This is a genomic window from Streptomyces sp. NBC_01116 (assembly GCF_041435495.1).
Taxonomy (GTDB): domain Bacteria; phylum Actinomycetota; class Actinomycetes; order Streptomycetales; family Streptomycetaceae; genus Streptomyces.
This window is the reverse complement of record NZ_CP108644.1, coordinates 4308989-4323228: the sequence shown is the minus strand read 5'-3', so window position 1 is coordinate 4323228 and position 14240 is coordinate 4308989. Positions and strand designations below refer to the sequence as shown.

Below are 14240 nucleotides of genomic sequence, written 5' to 3'. Positions count from 1 at the left end.
GCCTGTCAACGTGGGCATATGCGACCGGACCGACCACCCCTCGGAGCCCTACTATCGGCTCGCCATGACAGCAGCAGGGAAGCACCAGGTGAGCCGGACGGAGACCCCCCGGCGCAGCGGCCGGCCAGGACGGGCGGGGATCCGTGATGTGGCCGCCGCGGCCGGAGTCTCGATCACGACCGTCTCCGACGCGCTCAACGGCAAGGGCAGGCTCCCGGACGCCACCCGTCGCCATGTCCGCGAGGTCGCCGAGCGCCTGGGCTACCGCCCTTCCGCCGCGGCCCGAACCCTCCGTACGGGCAAGTCCGGCCTGATCGGCCTGACCGTGACCACGTACGGGAATGAACCTTTCACCTTCACCGAATTCGCGTACTTCGCGGAGATGGCGAGAGCCGCGACCTCCGCGGCGCTCGCCCGCGGCTACGCCCTCGTCATCCTTCCCGCCACCTCGCGGCACGACGTCTGGTCGAACGTCGCGCTCGACGGGACCGTCGTCATCGACCCCTCCGACCAGGACCCGGTCGTCACCGAACTCGTCCGCCAGGGGCTCCCCGTCGTCTCGGACGGCCGCCCTGCCGGAACGCTCCCCGTCACCGCCTGGGTCGACAACGACCACCGGGCCGCCGTGCTCGACCTCCTCGACCATCTCGCCGCCGCCGGGGCCCGCCGAATCGGCCTGCTGACCGGCAACACCACCGACACCTACACCCGGCTGTCCACCACCGCCTACCTCCACTGGTGCGAGCGGGTCGGCCAGGATCCCGTCTACGAGTCCTACCCGGCCCACGACCCGTGCGCGGGTGCGGTCGCCGCCGACCGGCTGCTCGCCCGCCCGGACCGCCCCGACGCGGTCTACGGTCTCTTCGACCCCAATGGGACCGATCTCCTCGCGGCGGCACGCCGGTACGGGCTGCGGGTCCCCGAGGACCTGCTGCTGGTCTGCTGCAGCGAGTCCACCGTGTACGCGGCCACCGAGCCGCCCATCACGACGCTCTCGTTGAAGCCCCGCCGCATCGGCACGGCCGTCGTCCAACTCCTCATCGACGCCATCGAAGGGATCGGGCACGACGGGCCGGTGGAGCAGGTCATACCCACGGAACTCATCGTGCGGACCTCCTCGCAACGACGCCCACCCCGCACCACGGTCAGCGCGCCGCGCTCCCCCAGCGGGGATTGATCATCTCTTTTCGGACCAATCGACCGATGAACCGTGCGTGCGCCCGGATTCACCACCCCTGGTGCGTCACACAGATCGATCCGCATTCCTATGATGGGCGCACGACACCGCGGACCACCTCTACCAGGCAGGGACCGTCAGGTGTACGGCGGCGCGACGGTGGTGGAGGGGTCGATGACTCAGGGGGCCGGTCAGGAACCCGTGGTGCGGACGGCGACGTTGCGTGACTTCCGGGTTCCGCCGTACGCGCAGACACCCGTGCCACCGCAAGCGCAGGCGGCACCTCCTTCCCCGGTGCCGCCACGCGCGCCGGAACCGAACCCTCCGGTGCCGGGCGCTTCCCCGCCCCCGGCCCCCGGCGCCTCCGTGCCGCCGCGCGCTCCCGCGCCACCCCGGCCGCCGCACCCCGGCAACGCCGTCGTGGGCGACGAGCAGCCGGACGGCTACACCCCGACCGAGCGGGACCTCCCGGTCATCCGCCGCGGCGACACGGTGCGGGTGCAGACCGTTCCGGAGCCGCGCCCCGTGGCCGAGGACAGCCGCGGCCCGCTCTTCGTCGTCGGCGATGTCCACGGCTACCTGGACGAGCTGATCGCCGCCCTCGGCGCTCAGGGCCTCATCGACGCCGACGGGAACTGGGCCGCGGGCAACGCCCGGCTGTGGTTCCTCGGCGACTTCACCGACCGCGGGCCGGACGGCATCGGGGTCATCGACCTCGTCATGCGGCTCTCCGCCGAGGCGGCGGCGGCCGGCGGCTACTGCAAGGCCCTGATGGGCAACCACGAGCTGCTGCTGATCGGCGCCAAGCGGTTCGCCGACACCCCCGTCAACTCCGGGGCGGGCACCGCCACCTTCCAGGCCGCCTGGCTGCTCAACGGCGGACAGAAGACCGACATGGAGCGCCTCCAGGACGTCCATCTCCAGTGGATGTCCCGGCTCGACGCGGTCGTCGAGGAGGACGGGCATCTGCTGATGCACTCCGACACGACGGCCTACCTCGACTACGGGTCCACCATCGAGGACGTCAATGACACGATCACGGCCATTCTCACGCGCAATGACGCCGACGAGTGCTGGGACCTCTTCCGCAAGCTCACCAAGCGGTTCGCGTTCCGGGACGAGGGCGGCGCCCAAGCGGTGCGCGAGCTGCTGACGACGTACGGCGGACAGCGCGTCGTCCATGGTCACAGCCCCATTCCGTACCTCCTGGGCGAGGTCGGCACGGAGGAGGGCGAGGACAGCTCGGGGCCGGTGATCAACGGTCCGCACGTGTACGCGGACGACCTCGCCATCGCCATGGACGGCGGAGTGACCATGGCCGGAAAGCTGTTGGTGGTTCAACTCCCGCTGCATGACTGACCGTCGACGGGGAAGACGCTTCAGGTTCCGCCTGCGCCGACCCCGCCGATCAGCGGGCCCGTCACCGGGCCCAATTCTGGAAACACCCTGTCACCCCGTGCCGTGAGCGCTCTACCATCGGCGTATCAGTGGCAGGCTCTCCTCCGTTTCCGCCCGATCGCCCGGTCCACGCGGGCAACCGGGCACCGACGGAGCATCGGGGGATGCAGATGACAAGCGCTCCGCACCTGCTGGCCGAGGACGGACCCGAGTACGAGCGGATCCTGGGCGACGCACTGCGCCACGCTCATGAACGCCCGGACCTGGAGGGCGTCGGGGACCGGCTCAACACCGAACAGCTGCGCACCATGGCGCTCAGCGCCACGGCGCTGATCACCGCCGCCGCGGCCACCGAGTACGAGCACTACGTGAAGGCCCGCGGCGAGCTGCGCCGCGCGGCGACCGCGGAAGGGATCGACGGCGACCCGGCCGCGGACGGGGCCCGGAGCACCTCGGCCGGATCGGGCGCCGGCATCGGCGCGGTCATCACGGTCCTGACCCCGCTGCTGGCCGGCTCCGCGGCCGTCATCTTCCTGCTCGTCGGCTACCTGGTGAAGGCGGTCGGCCCGTCGGTGGCCTTCGGCGGCTCGATGGTCGCGGCCGGGTGGTTCTTCGCCGCGGTCGCCGCCGCGGCGATCCTGGTGGCGGCGATCGGGCTGCTGGTGACCGCGCTCCGCAACGGCGCGACGTCCCTCGCCGCCGAGGACGAGGAGCAGGAGCTTCCCGAGGACGTCGCACGGGCCAGGGAAGCGTGGCGCCACGCCCTGCTGGAGCGCGGCATCCTCCCGTTCCTCCGGGACGCCCTGGCCGACCCCACCGCGGGGCCCGCCGCGCGGACCCCGCACCGTTCGCCCAACCGCATCCCGAAGGTCGGGTACAGCAGGCCGGACTTCTCCGGCCCGGACGACGGCCCGGCGGCCGGCCCCCGGCCGACCTTCACCAGCCCCGACTTCACGGGCCCGGACTTCGGCGGGCCGGAGCACCGGCCGGACTGACGGCCGGGCCGAGGTCCGGACCGAGGCCCGGGTACGGCGAAGGCCGGGGCGGCTGTGTGCCGCGCCCGGCCTCAGGCTGCTCCGACCGGCGTCGGAGCTTTTCGGTCAGACTGCCGGAGCCAGCTTCGGGTTGGGGCCGTGCTGGTTCGCCTCGTGCTTGCCCTCGGAGGCGAGGAAGACGATCAGGACGATGAAGCCGACCAGCGGCACGATGCCGATCAGCAGCCACCAGCCCGAGCGGCCGGTGTCGTGCAGGCGGCGCACGGCGACCGCGAGGCTCGGGACGAGGATCGCGACGGCGTAGATGTAGGACAGGAAGTCCACGCCGATCAGGCTGCCGATGATCGTGAGCACCAGGCTGATGACGAAGCTGATGAGCGCGAACATCCAGTACTCCTTGCGGCGCGCGCGTCCGCTGAAGCCTGCGTAGTTCTTGAGTACTGCCAGGTACCAGTCCATGGTGATTCCCTCCCCGGCCCCCTGTTCCGAGGGGGCGCCAATTTCAAGCCAAGCAAGCCGGAAAGTAAGCCACAGATAAGGAGCGGGTCAAGCGCAGATGAGCCGCGGGCCAAACGTACATACAGCTGCCGCACGACTGTGTCCATACTGTCGCTTAACAAGGCAGCCAACCATGTCAAACCCGTGTGAAACGGCTGTAGTTGCCCCGTAAGCCATAGAACGCCCACAGGCTTCTGGCCGGATCGGACCTCGGTCCCGCAGGTTCGCGCCTGCGGCCGGTCCCGTGGCCAGGAGAGCCTCGCCCGTCGCGTAGACCTCGATCAGCAGAGGCCGGAGTGCCCGGCCGCGCCCGGTCAGGGTGTAGCGGGTACGCACCGGGAATCAGCGCAGGCACTCCACCGACAGCAGTCCACGCGCGCGCAGTTCCCGGAGCCGCTGGCTGAGAACCTTCGCCGACAGTTCCGGCAGCCGTTCCCTCAGCTCGGAGAAGCCTAGCGGTCCGCCCATCAGTTCGCGCGGCACGCACCTTCGACCCCGATTGCGTCGACCGGCTCTCCAGGCCCGGAGGACCACCGCACCGACAGGTCGACAGCGTCAGCCTGTTCACCGAGGGCGGTCGGCAGATCGAGGGGAAGGCCCCCTTCGGCGTCGACACGACGATCCCCGGCTCTCCGTCCGACTGGGTCGCCCGGATGATCCCGCCGGGCGAGAGCATGACGGAGTGGAGCATCCACAGGGTGACGGACGACGGCGACAAGCCGTTCGCGGCGGGCTCCGCGGCGGCGGGCCGGCCAGGACCGGAGACCTGACGGACCCCCTCCGCGGAGGCGGCCGGGTCGGCCGGTCGGCGCCTCGTGGGCGCCGGCCGACCTCATCCTCCGATGGTCAGTCGGCGATGGGCAGGTAGACCCGGTTGCCCGCGGCCGCGAACTCCTTCGACTTCTCGGCCATGCCCTCCTCGATCTCCTCCTGCGAACCACCGTGCTGACGCCTGATGTCCTGGGAGATCTTCATCGAGCAGAACTTCGGCCCGCACATCGAGCAGAAGTGCGCCGTCTTCGCCGGCTCGGCGGGCAGCGTCTCGTCATGGAACTCCCGCGCCGTGTCCGGGTCGAGGGCCAGATTGAACTGGTCCTCCCAGCGGAACTCGAACCGCGCGTCGGAGAGGGCGTCGTCCCACTCCTGCGCACCCGGGTGCCCCTTGGCCAGGTCGGCCGCGTGGGCGGCGATCTTGTAGGTGATGACACCCGTCTTCACATCGTCCCGGTTAGGCAGCCCCAGGTGCTCCTTGGGCGTGACGTAGCAGAGCATCGCCGTGCCCCACCAGGCGATCATCGCGGCGCCGATGCCCGAGGTGATGTGGTCGTAGGCGGGCGCGACGTCCGTGGTCAGCGGGCCGAGCGTGTAGAACGGCGCCTCCTCGCAGATCTCCTGCTGGAGGTCGATGTTCTCCTTGATCTTGTGCATCGGGACGTGCCCGGGGCCCTCGATCATCGTCTGGACGCCGAACCGCTTGGCGATCGTGTTCAGCTCGCCCAGCGTGCGCAGCTCGGCGAACTGCGCCTCGTCGTTGGCGTCCGCGATCGAACCGGGACGCAGTCCGTCACCCAGGGAGTAGGTGACGTCGTACGTCGCGAGGATCTCGCAGAGCTCCTCGAAGCGCTCGTAGAGGAACGACTCCTTGTGGTGGGCGAGACACCAGGCCGCCATGATCGAGCCGCCGCGCGAGACGATGCCGGTCTTACGACGGGCCGTCAGCGGGACGTACGGCAGGCGCACACCGGCGTGCACCGTCATGTAGTCCACGCCCTGCTCGGCCTGTTCGATGACGGTGTCCTTGTAGATCTCCCAGGTCAGCTCCTCGGCCCGGCCGTCGACCTTCTCCAGGGCCTGGTAGAGCGGCACGGTGCCGATCGGCACGGGGGAGTTGCGCAGCACCCATTCACGGGTGGTGTGGATGTTGCGGCCGGTGGACAGGTCCATGACCGTGTCGGCGCCCCACTTCGTCGCCCAGGTCATCTTGTCCACCTCCTCCTCGATCGAGGAGGTGACGGCCGAGTTGCCGATGTTGGCGTTGACCTTCACCAGGAACCGCTTGCCGATGATCATCGGCTCGATCTCGGGGTGGTTGACGTTGGCCGGCAGCACCGCCCGGCCCTGCGCGATCTCCTCGCGGACGACCTCTGCCTCCACGTTCTCCCGGATCGCCACGTACTCCATCTCCGGGGTGATCTCGCCCCGTCGGGCGTACGCGAGCTGGGTGACGGGACGTCCGTCGCGGCTGCGGCGCGGCTGGCGCGGGCGGCCGGGGAAGACGGCGTCGAGGTTGCGCAGCCCGCCGCGCGGCGAGGTGTGCTTGAGCCCGTCGTCCTCGGGGCGGGCCGGCCGGCCCGCGTACTCCTCGGTGTCGCCGCGGGCGATGATCCAGTTCTCCCGCAGGGGCGCGAGGCCCCTGCGGACATCGGTGTCGATGGAGGGATCGGTGTACGGACCCGACGTGTCGTACAGCGTCACGTCCTTGCCGTTGGTGAGGTGCACCTGTCGAACCGGCACCCGGAGGTCCGGGCGCGAGCCCTGGACGTACCCCTTGTGCCAGCCGATGGACTTCCCGGCCTCGTCGTTCGGCGTCCCGGCGCCCGGCGTCGTGCCGTTCGGCGTTCCGTCGTTCTGTTTCGAGGCAGGCGTGCGTGCGTCCGCTGTGGTCATGAGACCTACTCCCTACGCCGGCATTACCCGGTAACAGGTTCGGCGGTCGGCGCAGCGTTTCCCGTACGGACGTACGGCGATCAGCGCCCTCTCAGCCCGGTGCTCCGAGCTCCCGCGTGTGCAAAGGTGCCTCCACGCTAGCGTCCTTTCCGGCGAGCTGACCAGAGGGCCCTCCTGTTCTTGCGATGATCGCCCCGTGACCTCCCCCCAAAGCGACCCCGCACCCCAGCCGCCGCCCCAGGGCCACAGCCACGGCCATACGCACAGCCACGGGCCCGCCGCCCCGGTCTCCAAGCACCTGCGCAAGGTCATCGCCGCCGTGGTGATCCCGTTCGCCACGGCGGTCGTCGTCGGCCTGATCGCGTTCTGGCCCGGCGGCGTCCCCGACCACGAGCGCACCGGCGTCGGATTCGACCGGCAGACCCAGGACGGCAAGGTCGTCCAGGTCGTCCAGGTCGACTGCGCCGACGTCAACGCCGCGCAGGTGCCCCCGACCGGCGACACCTCCACCCCCTCGGGCCGGGAGGCCGTCAACGAGCAGGAGGGGGAGTGCGCGAAGGCCACCATCGAGGTGACCAGCGGCGACGACAAGGGCCGAAAGTTCGTCGAGGTGGTCCAGCCGGACGCGCCCCGGCAGCTGAAGGAGGGTCAGGGCGTCGTCGTGGCGTACGCCCCCGACGCGCCGCGCGACCTCCAGTACTCCGTGACCGACGTGAACCGGAAGATCCCGATGGCGCTGCTGGCCGGGATCTTCGCGCTGGCGGTGGTCCTGGTGGGCCGGTTGCGCGGGGTGATGGCGCTGGTGGCGCTGGTCGTGTCGTTCGCCGTGCTGACCCTGTTCATCCTGCCGGCGATCCTGCAGGGCTCGAACCCGCTGGTCGTGGCGGTGATCGGAGCCAGCGCGATCATGCTGGCGGCCCTCTATCTCTGCCACGGGGTGACGGCACGTACATCGGTCGCGGTCGTCGGCACGCTGATCTCACTGCTGCTGATCGGGCTGCTGGGCTCCCTGTTCATCGGCTGGGCGAACCTCAGCGGCAACACCGACGACAACACCGGACTCATCCACGGCCTCTACCCGGACATCGATATGAGCGGTCTGCTGCTCGCCGGCATCATCATCGGTTCGCTCGGGGTGCTCGACGATGTGACGGTCACCCAGACCTCCGCAGTCTGGGAACTGCACCAGGCGGACCCGGAGATGGGTTGGAAGGGGCTGTACCGGGCAGGTATCCGGATCGGAAGGGACCACATCGCCTCGGTGGTCAACACCCTGGTGCTGGCGTACGCGGGCGCGGCGCTGCCGCTGCTGCTGCTCTTCTCCATCGCCCAGAGCAGTGTGGGGACGGTGGCCAACAGCGAGCTGGTCGCCGAGGAGATCGTCCGCACGCTGGTCGGATCGATCGGCCTGGTCGCCTCGGTGCCGGTGACCACGGTGCTCGCGGCACTGGTCGTCTCCGCGGACCGTCCGGGGTCCGGCGGCGCACAGACGGCTACGGCCGCACCCGCGCGGACGGGTCGGGGCCGTCGTCGTAAGACGGGGTGACGGGGCATCGGGGGGCACGCGCGGTCAGCCCGCGTTCTGCTCCTCGGCGAGGATGCGGCCGAGCGCATCCTCCAGGTTCCCGTCGAAGTCACCCAGCGTGTGCTCCTGGCCGAGCGGCACGAGCTTGTCCGTCCGGTCGAGAAACGCCACCAGCGGCGCCGTCCCCGCCCGGAACAGCGCACGGTCCGCGCCGACCTGGAGCCGGATGTGCACATCGCCGAGGCCCTCGGGCTCGGTCGGGCCGATGTGCACATCTCCGTCGCCGCTCGGGCTGTTGAGCCCGTCCAGCAGCAGTTCACGGCCGAACGCCCAGGTCACAGGGGCATCGCCAGGAAGGTGGAACGTCATCCGGATGGCATACGGATCGCCGACCTCGTACCGGAGCTCCACCGGAATACGGAACGAGAGCTCCTCGGAGACGAGGAAGCTCATCATGACCTCTGCTTGAACCGACTCGCGCATCGTTCAACCCCGCAGTAGATGAATCTGGCCAGGAATGATCCCCCATGGCCCTATTGACGCCATCGTGGTGCACGCGATAGCAGATCACAAGGAGTGATTTTTCAGATACTGATAGAGAACACGAACGAACGCAAGAGGCTGGCGACTTCGCCACGTAGCTGTTCGACTGCGGGCAGCAACCGATCTTCCCGGTCCAGGGGTACGGAAATGGCCATCGCCGCAATGGTGGCACCGGCTGTGACGGGAATCGCGGCGCACACGGTCCCCAGTGCGTACTCCTGGCGTTCGATGACCGGTTCACCTCGTCGGAGGGTGCGCAGCCGTTCCAGAAGAGTGGCGCGATCTCGCACTGAGTAACGGGTGAGGGGGCGCACGGGGTGCCGGTCGAGGTGGTCCTCGCGGGCTCTCTCGTCGAGTTGGGCCAGCAGACACTGGCCGATGGCGTGCGCGTGGGCGGTCTCCCGGAACGAGGCCCACTCCTCCACCGCCGGGGTGTCGGGAGCGTCCGCGACCGCGATGAGATCGATCTCGCCGTCGCAGTAGACGGCGCAGTAGACCGGGGCTCCGATGACGTCCCGCCAGTGACCGAGGGAGTCGGCGACGGACGTGGGGCGCGGGCGGCTTCTGACCCCGGGGGCGGCGGTCAGGTTCTCGGCGGCCGCGCCGAAGAGGAAGACACCGTTCTCACGGCGGAGATAGCCCTCATGGGTGAGGGTGCGCAGCAAGTGGTACGCGGTCGGGAGCGGAAGCCCCGCCTCACGTGCCAACTGCTTGGCGGGCGCCCCGTCCCGATGGGTGCCCACAGCCTCCAGCAGCCTCAACGCCCGCTGAACCGAACCGATCAACGTCGGCACAGCGCTGCTAGATGCCGTGGTCAAGGGCCACCCCCAGGCATGGTGACGGGCCGTCGGCCCTCCCGTGGGGGCCGCCCCCACGGGCCTGCCGCGATCCCGAGGGCCGGAGATCCGGCCCGTGACCGGCGAGGACCGGTCCGGGCGCCGACGATCGAAGGCCAACAACCGGACTGTCGTACCCAGGATCGATCAGGCGATCGATATGGTGACGGAAGGTCACATTCCGGATGGCGGCAGTGGTTTGTCACTGTATCGGCCGCCTACGGCAGACGGGTGGTTTCCTCCGGGACTTAGCTCTGCTGGGCTAATCCTTCCCCGTCCGAGCCGACCGCGGCTCGTCGCGCGGCCCCGGGCCGGACCGAACGGGCCGGCCCGCGCCGACCCGCGTTCCGCGTCCTACCAGTCACCACGCGAGGACGACGACATGAACTTGCGGACGACGAAGATCAGCCCGCCGACCACGACGACGAAGACCAGCACCTTGAAGAGCAGGCCGATCACGAAGCCGACGACGCTGGCGATCAGCCCGCCGAACACGAAGATCGCAATGACGGGCACCGCGATCCACTTCACCCACCAGGGCATTCCCGCGAATATCTCCCGCACGGCCATCGCCTCTACCTCGTCTCTCTGGGTCCTTGCCTCGATGCTAAAGGCGCGAAGGCCCCCCGCGGGGGCCGGGCAGCCCTTGAAGACCCCTGATCGAGCCCCTAGGGATCCCCGGGACGGCCGCACCCGCATCACCCGGGACGAAGGCTCAGCCCTCGGGCGGCGAGAAGACGACCATCACCCTCAGGTCCTCGGTGATGTGGTGGAACTTGTGGTCCACGCCGGCGGGCACGTAGACGACGCTCCCCCTGCCGACCTGCGTCGTCTCCATCCCCACCGTGATCGACGCACGCCCGCTGACGACGAAGTAGACCTCGTCCTGCCGGTGCGGCTGCTGCGGATCGAGCTCTCCCGCGTCCAGGGCGTACAGGCCGACCGACATATTGCGTTCCCGCACGAACTGCAGGTAGGCACCGTCGTTGGCGGCCCGCTCCGCCTCCAGCTCGTCCAGTCTGAATGCCTTCATGGCCCGTCCCGCCCCTTGTACCCACGCTGTCGGCTGTGCCCGCGCTGCCGGTGTCTGCCACCGATCATGTCTGCCACGATCAGACACATGAAGAATTTCGTAGTCAAGACGATCGCCAACGCTGGTGCACTGGCCGTTGCCATCTGGCTCATCGGCAACATCACGCTGGAGGGCGGCAGCACCGGCCGCAAGGCCCTCACCCTGATCCTGGTCGCGCTGATCTTCGGCCTGGTGAACTTCCTGGTGAAGCCGGTGGTCCAGCTGCTGACGTTCCCCTTGTTCATCCTGACGCTGGGGCTGATCACCCTGGTGGTCAACGCCCTGATGCTGATGCTGACCTCCTGGCTGGCCGGCGTGTTCGATCTCAGCTTCCACGTCGAGGGGTTCTGGACGGCGGTGCTCGGCGGACTGATCATCTCGGTCGTGTCCTGGGCGCTCAATGTCGTCCTGCCCGACGAGGACTGATTCCGGTATTCGGGATTCCGGACCTCCCGGGAAGGCTGCTCCAAGGTCCTCTGGAAGAGTGCAGGGGACACCCGGTCCACCACCGGGGAGAGCAGCGAAGGAGCTGGCATGAGCACCATGGGCGACGGAACGCGCGCGGTACGCGCCGGGCTCCCCGAACCGGAGCAGTTCGGCCCCACCCTGCCCGGCCCGGTCTTCGCCGCGCACTACCACCTCTCCGGCGAACCGGTGGGTCCCTACACCTACGGCCGGGAGACCAACCCCACCTGGACCCACCTGGAGCGGGCCATCGGCGAGCTGGAGGCTCCCGGTGAGGAGGTGGGCACGACCGTGTTCGCCTCGGGCATGGCGGCGATCACGGCGGTGCTGCTCTCCCAGGTCCGCTCGGGCGACGCCGTGGTCCTCCCCGACGACGGCTACCAGGCCCTGCCGCTCGTACGGGAGCAACTGGAGGCGTACGGGGTCGAGGTCCGGACCGCGCCGACCGGTGGCGACGCCCAGCTGGCCCTGCTGACCGGGGCGAAGCTGCTCTGGATCGAGAGCCCGTCCAACCCGGGGCTGGACGTCTGCGACATCCGGCGGCTGGCCGAGGCCGCGCACACGGCGGGCGCGCTGGTCGCCGTCGACAACACCCTGGCCACCCCGATCGGCCAGCGCCCGCTGGAGCTGGGCGCCGATTTCTCGGTCGCCAGCGACACCAAGGGCATGACCGGGCACGGCGACATCCTGCTCGGCCATGTGACCTGCCGCGATCCCCGGCTGACGGCGGACGTACGGCGCTGGCGCAAGGTCGTCGGGGCGATTTCGGGGCCCATGGAGGCCTGGCTCGCGCACCGTTCGCTGGCCACCCTCCACCTGCGCATCGACCGGCAGTGCGCCACCGCCCTCGCTCTAGCCGAGGCGCTGACGAAGCGCGCGGAGGTCACCGGGCTGCGGTACCCGGGGCTGCCCACCGACCCGTCCCACGTCGTCGCGGGACGCCAGATGCGGCGCTTCGGCTCCGTGGTGTCCTTCGAGCTGGCCGACCGGGAGACCGCGGAGCGCTTCCTGTCCGCACTGCGCCTGGTCGACGACGCGACGAGCTTCGGCGGCGTCCGGTCCACCGCGGAGCGCCGGGGACGCTGGGGCGGCGACGCCGTGGCGGAGGGCTTCATCCGCTTCTCGGTCGGCGCGGAGGACCCCGATGACCTGCTCGCCGACGTCGAACAGGCGCTGGACACGGCGGTCCGGTAGGCCGGGGGAGTTTCAGACGGTCCTCCACGGGCCACTCTCTTGCCATGACCGAACGTCCTGTGGTCAAGCGCACCGCACGCGCCGTCCTGCTCGACGGCGACGATCTCATCCTGATCAAGCGCACGAAGCCGGGAGTCGATCCGTACTGGCTCACGCCCGGCGGCGGGGTCGAGCCGGAGGACGCCACCGTCGTCGAAGCGCTGCACCGTGAGGTCGACGAGGAGCTGGGCGCCAAGGTCGTCGATGTGGTCCCGTGCTTCGTCGACACCGTGGAGCACATCGCGGACGGCGGCGTGACGGGAGTGAAGGTCCAGCACTTCTTCGTCTGCCGACTGGTGTCGATGGACGTCTCCCGGCGGCACGGCCCGGAGATCGACCAGCCCACCGGGGAGTACGAGATCGTCCGGGTGCCGTTCAGCCGCGTCGGGATCGCGGCCGTACATCTCGTTCCGCTGTCCCTGCGGCACTACCTCGACGGCAACATCGAAGGCGTACGGGCGATGCACGCCCCCGACCTGGGCTGACATTCCCCGCGGCGGATGAGCGCTCCACCGGTAACCCGTGAACACTCCCGCTGCCGGACGCCCCGTGGAGTGCCTCTCGGCATCGTGTTTCACGTGAAACCACTCAAGCGTCCCGTACGCCGGGGAATCCTCCTTCTCCCTGCCCCCACGGCATCAACGCTGCGACCGCCGAAGGAGCGGTGGACATCGACCTCGTGATCGCGCCGTCGGTGGCCACGGCCGCCACCTGTCTCTTCATCACCGCGACCTCGCTGCTCAAGCCCTGGGGGCTCACCCGGCGCGGCAGGCGGCTGCGGATCTCGGCCAGTTCCGCGAAATCGGTGGACGCGCGATCACCGCGTCAGACAGCCTGACCCCATGCACAGCCCATCACCCCACTCCCTCGTCGAGCTGCCGATCCGGCACCTGAACCGGGGAGACCTGGTCCCCTGTGCCGACCTCTGCGAGGACCGCGGCTGGCCGCGCGACGAACACCGATGGGGGCTGCTCCTCTCGGCCGGCACCGGGTACGGGATCGACGCCCCGGACGGCAAGGGCCTGGCGGCGACCTGCCTGACCATGCCGTACGGATCCGACCTCACCGCGGTCGGCATGCTGCTCGTCGCCGAACGCTACGCACGTCGGGGGCTCGCCCGTCGGCTCATGCGGCACGTCATGGAGACGGTGGGGGACACCCCGCTCGCCCTGTACGCCACCGAGCAGGGACAGCCGCTCTACGAGGACCTCGGCTTCTCCCCCGTGGGCCGGGCCGAACGCGTCGGCGGTCGTTTCGGAGCGGGCGGACCCGACGGCTCCGGCGGCTTCCCCTCTCCCTCTCCTGCGCTCGTGGCCGCTCGCTCGTCCGTGACCACACGCCCGGCCGCGGCGGACGACCTACAGGCGTTGGTCAGGCTCGACCTCCCCGTGTTCGGCGCCGACCGCACGCATATCCTCGCGCGGCTGCCCGCGTTCTCCGACCGGCTCCAGGTCGCCGAGGAGCACGGCGAGCTGGTGGGCTACGCGGCGCTCTGGCCGAGCGGGCCGACCGGGGTGGTCGGGCCGCTGATCGCCCGGGACACCGCCGTCGCCCAGGCCCTGATCGCGGCCCTGGGCGCCACGACGGACCGGCCCCTGCGGGTCGATGTCGAGGACCGGCACAAGGAACTGCTCGGCTGGCTGGCGGAGAGCGGGCTGGAGCCCCTCTCCCGCACCACCGTGATGACGTACGGCATCCCGGACCTGCCCGGCGACGCCGCCCGCAGGTTCGCCCCGCTCACCCTCGCGACGGGCTGACGCGAAGCAGCCGCACCGCCACGACGGCGGTGCGGCTGCTTCGCGGTGCGTAGTTCGCGGTGCGTAGCCCTGCG

16 protein-coding genes and 1 riboswitch are annotated in these 14240 nt (G+C 70.0%); of the genes, 9 read left to right on the top strand and 7 right to left on the bottom strand.

The features are described 5' to 3' along the window. Positions 1–64 precede the first annotated feature (64 nt). The 3 genes from OG245_RS18835 (at position 65) to OG245_RS18825 (ending at position 3570) form a co-directional block, all read left to right on the top strand. Entirely contained in the window at positions 65–1177 is a 1113-nt protein-coding gene (locus OG245_RS18835) for a LacI family DNA-binding transcriptional regulator (RefSeq protein ID WP_371624661.1), read from the top strand. Positions 1178–1336: 159 nt separating this feature from the next. Next, a complete protein-coding gene (locus OG245_RS18830) occupies positions 1337–2536 on the top strand; it encodes a metallophosphoesterase (RefSeq protein ID WP_371627918.1) in 1200 nt (399 codons plus the stop codon). 203 nt (positions 2537–2739) lie between these two features. Continuing rightward, the gene (locus OG245_RS18825) at positions 2740–3570 is read left to right on the top strand and encodes a hypothetical protein (RefSeq protein ID WP_371624660.1); all 831 of its coding nucleotides are present in this window, start codon (positions 2740–2742) and stop codon (positions 3568–3570) included. Positions 3571–3675: 105 nt separating this feature from the next. Here the strand turns inward: OG245_RS18825 and OG245_RS18820 are convergent, their stop codons facing one another. From OG245_RS18820 to thiC, 3 genes are all read right to left on the bottom strand, one after another. Beyond that, a complete protein-coding gene (locus OG245_RS18820) occupies positions 3676–4029 on the bottom strand; it encodes a DUF805 domain-containing protein (protein WP_371624659.1) in 354 nt (117 codons plus the stop codon). A gap of 381 nt (positions 4030–4410) precedes the next feature. After that, complete coding sequence (locus OG245_RS18815) at positions 4411–4551, bottom strand: winged helix-turn-helix transcriptional regulator (protein ID WP_371624658.1); 141 nt, start codon at positions 4549–4551, stop codon at positions 4411–4413. A 363-nt stretch (positions 4552–4914) separates the two neighbouring features. After that, the gene (thiC, locus tag OG245_RS18810) at positions 4915–6735 is read right to left on the bottom strand and encodes a phosphomethylpyrimidine synthase ThiC (protein ID WP_371624657.1); all 1821 of its coding nucleotides are present in this window, start codon (positions 6733–6735) and stop codon (positions 4915–4917) included. Continuing rightward, a riboswitch (TPP riboswitch) is annotated at positions 6728–6861 on the bottom strand. It overlaps the preceding gene by 8 nt. A gap of 70 nt (positions 6862–6931) precedes the next feature. On the opposite strand from thiC, the gene OG245_RS18805 reads away from it, so the two are divergent. After that, positions 6932–8281 carry a YibE/F family protein gene (locus OG245_RS18805; RefSeq protein ID WP_371624656.1) on the top strand — a complete coding sequence of 450 codons (1350 nt, stop codon included), beginning with the start codon at positions 6932–6934 and terminating at the stop codon, positions 8279–8281. A gap of 24 nt (positions 8282–8305) precedes the next feature. Here the strand turns inward: OG245_RS18805 and OG245_RS18800 are convergent, their stop codons facing one another. The 4 genes from OG245_RS18800 to OG245_RS18785 all read right to left on the bottom strand — a co-directional run bounded on the left by OG245_RS18800 (position 8306) and on the right by OG245_RS18785 (position 10672). Beyond that, positions 8306–8743: an SsgA family sporulation/cell division regulator gene (locus OG245_RS18800; RefSeq protein WP_024263706.1), complete on the bottom strand. Its 438-nt coding sequence runs from the start codon at positions 8741–8743 to the stop codon at positions 8306–8308. A gap of 101 nt (positions 8744–8844) precedes the next feature. Further along, a complete protein-coding gene (locus OG245_RS18795) occupies positions 8845–9621 on the bottom strand; it encodes an IclR family transcriptional regulator (protein ID WP_371624655.1) in 777 nt (258 codons plus the stop codon). Positions 9622–9993: 372 nt separating this feature from the next. After that, complete coding sequence (locus OG245_RS18790) at positions 9994–10203, bottom strand: DUF5326 family protein (protein ID WP_032783966.1); 210 nt, start codon at positions 10201–10203, stop codon at positions 9994–9996. 151 nt (positions 10204–10354) lie between these two features. Continuing rightward, positions 10355–10672, bottom strand: coding sequence for a cupin domain-containing protein (locus OG245_RS18785; RefSeq protein ID WP_371624654.1), 318 nt, complete (start codon positions 10670–10672; stop codon positions 10355–10357). A gap of 87 nt (positions 10673–10759) precedes the next feature. On the opposite strand from OG245_RS18785, the gene OG245_RS18780 reads away from it, so the two are divergent. The 5 genes from OG245_RS18780 (at position 10760) to OG245_RS18760 (ending at position 14166) form a co-directional block, all read left to right on the top strand. Further along, positions 10760–11137 (top strand): phage holin family protein, encoded by a 378-nt coding sequence (locus tag OG245_RS18780; RefSeq protein WP_217221854.1) that lies wholly within the window; start codon positions 10760–10762, stop codon positions 11135–11137. A gap of 108 nt (positions 11138–11245) precedes the next feature. Continuing rightward, on the top strand, positions 11246–12370 hold the full coding sequence (locus OG245_RS18775; protein ID WP_371624653.1) for a cystathionine gamma-lyase: 1125 nt from the start codon (positions 11246–11248) through the stop codon (positions 12368–12370). Positions 12371–12414: 44 nt separating this feature from the next. Further along, positions 12415–12894, top strand: a complete 480-nt coding sequence (locus OG245_RS18770; protein ID WP_371624652.1) for an NUDIX domain-containing protein — start codon at positions 12415–12417, stop codon at positions 12892–12894. A 179-nt stretch (positions 12895–13073) separates the two neighbouring features. Continuing rightward, complete coding sequence (locus OG245_RS18765; RefSeq protein WP_371624651.1) at positions 13074–13247, top strand: hypothetical protein; 174 nt, start codon at positions 13074–13076, stop codon at positions 13245–13247. A gap of 4 nt (positions 13248–13251) precedes the next feature. Continuing rightward, positions 13252–14166 (top strand): GNAT family N-acetyltransferase, encoded by a 915-nt coding sequence (locus OG245_RS18760; protein WP_371624650.1) that lies wholly within the window; start codon positions 13252–13254, stop codon positions 14164–14166. Positions 14167–14240: the final 74 nt, after the last annotated feature.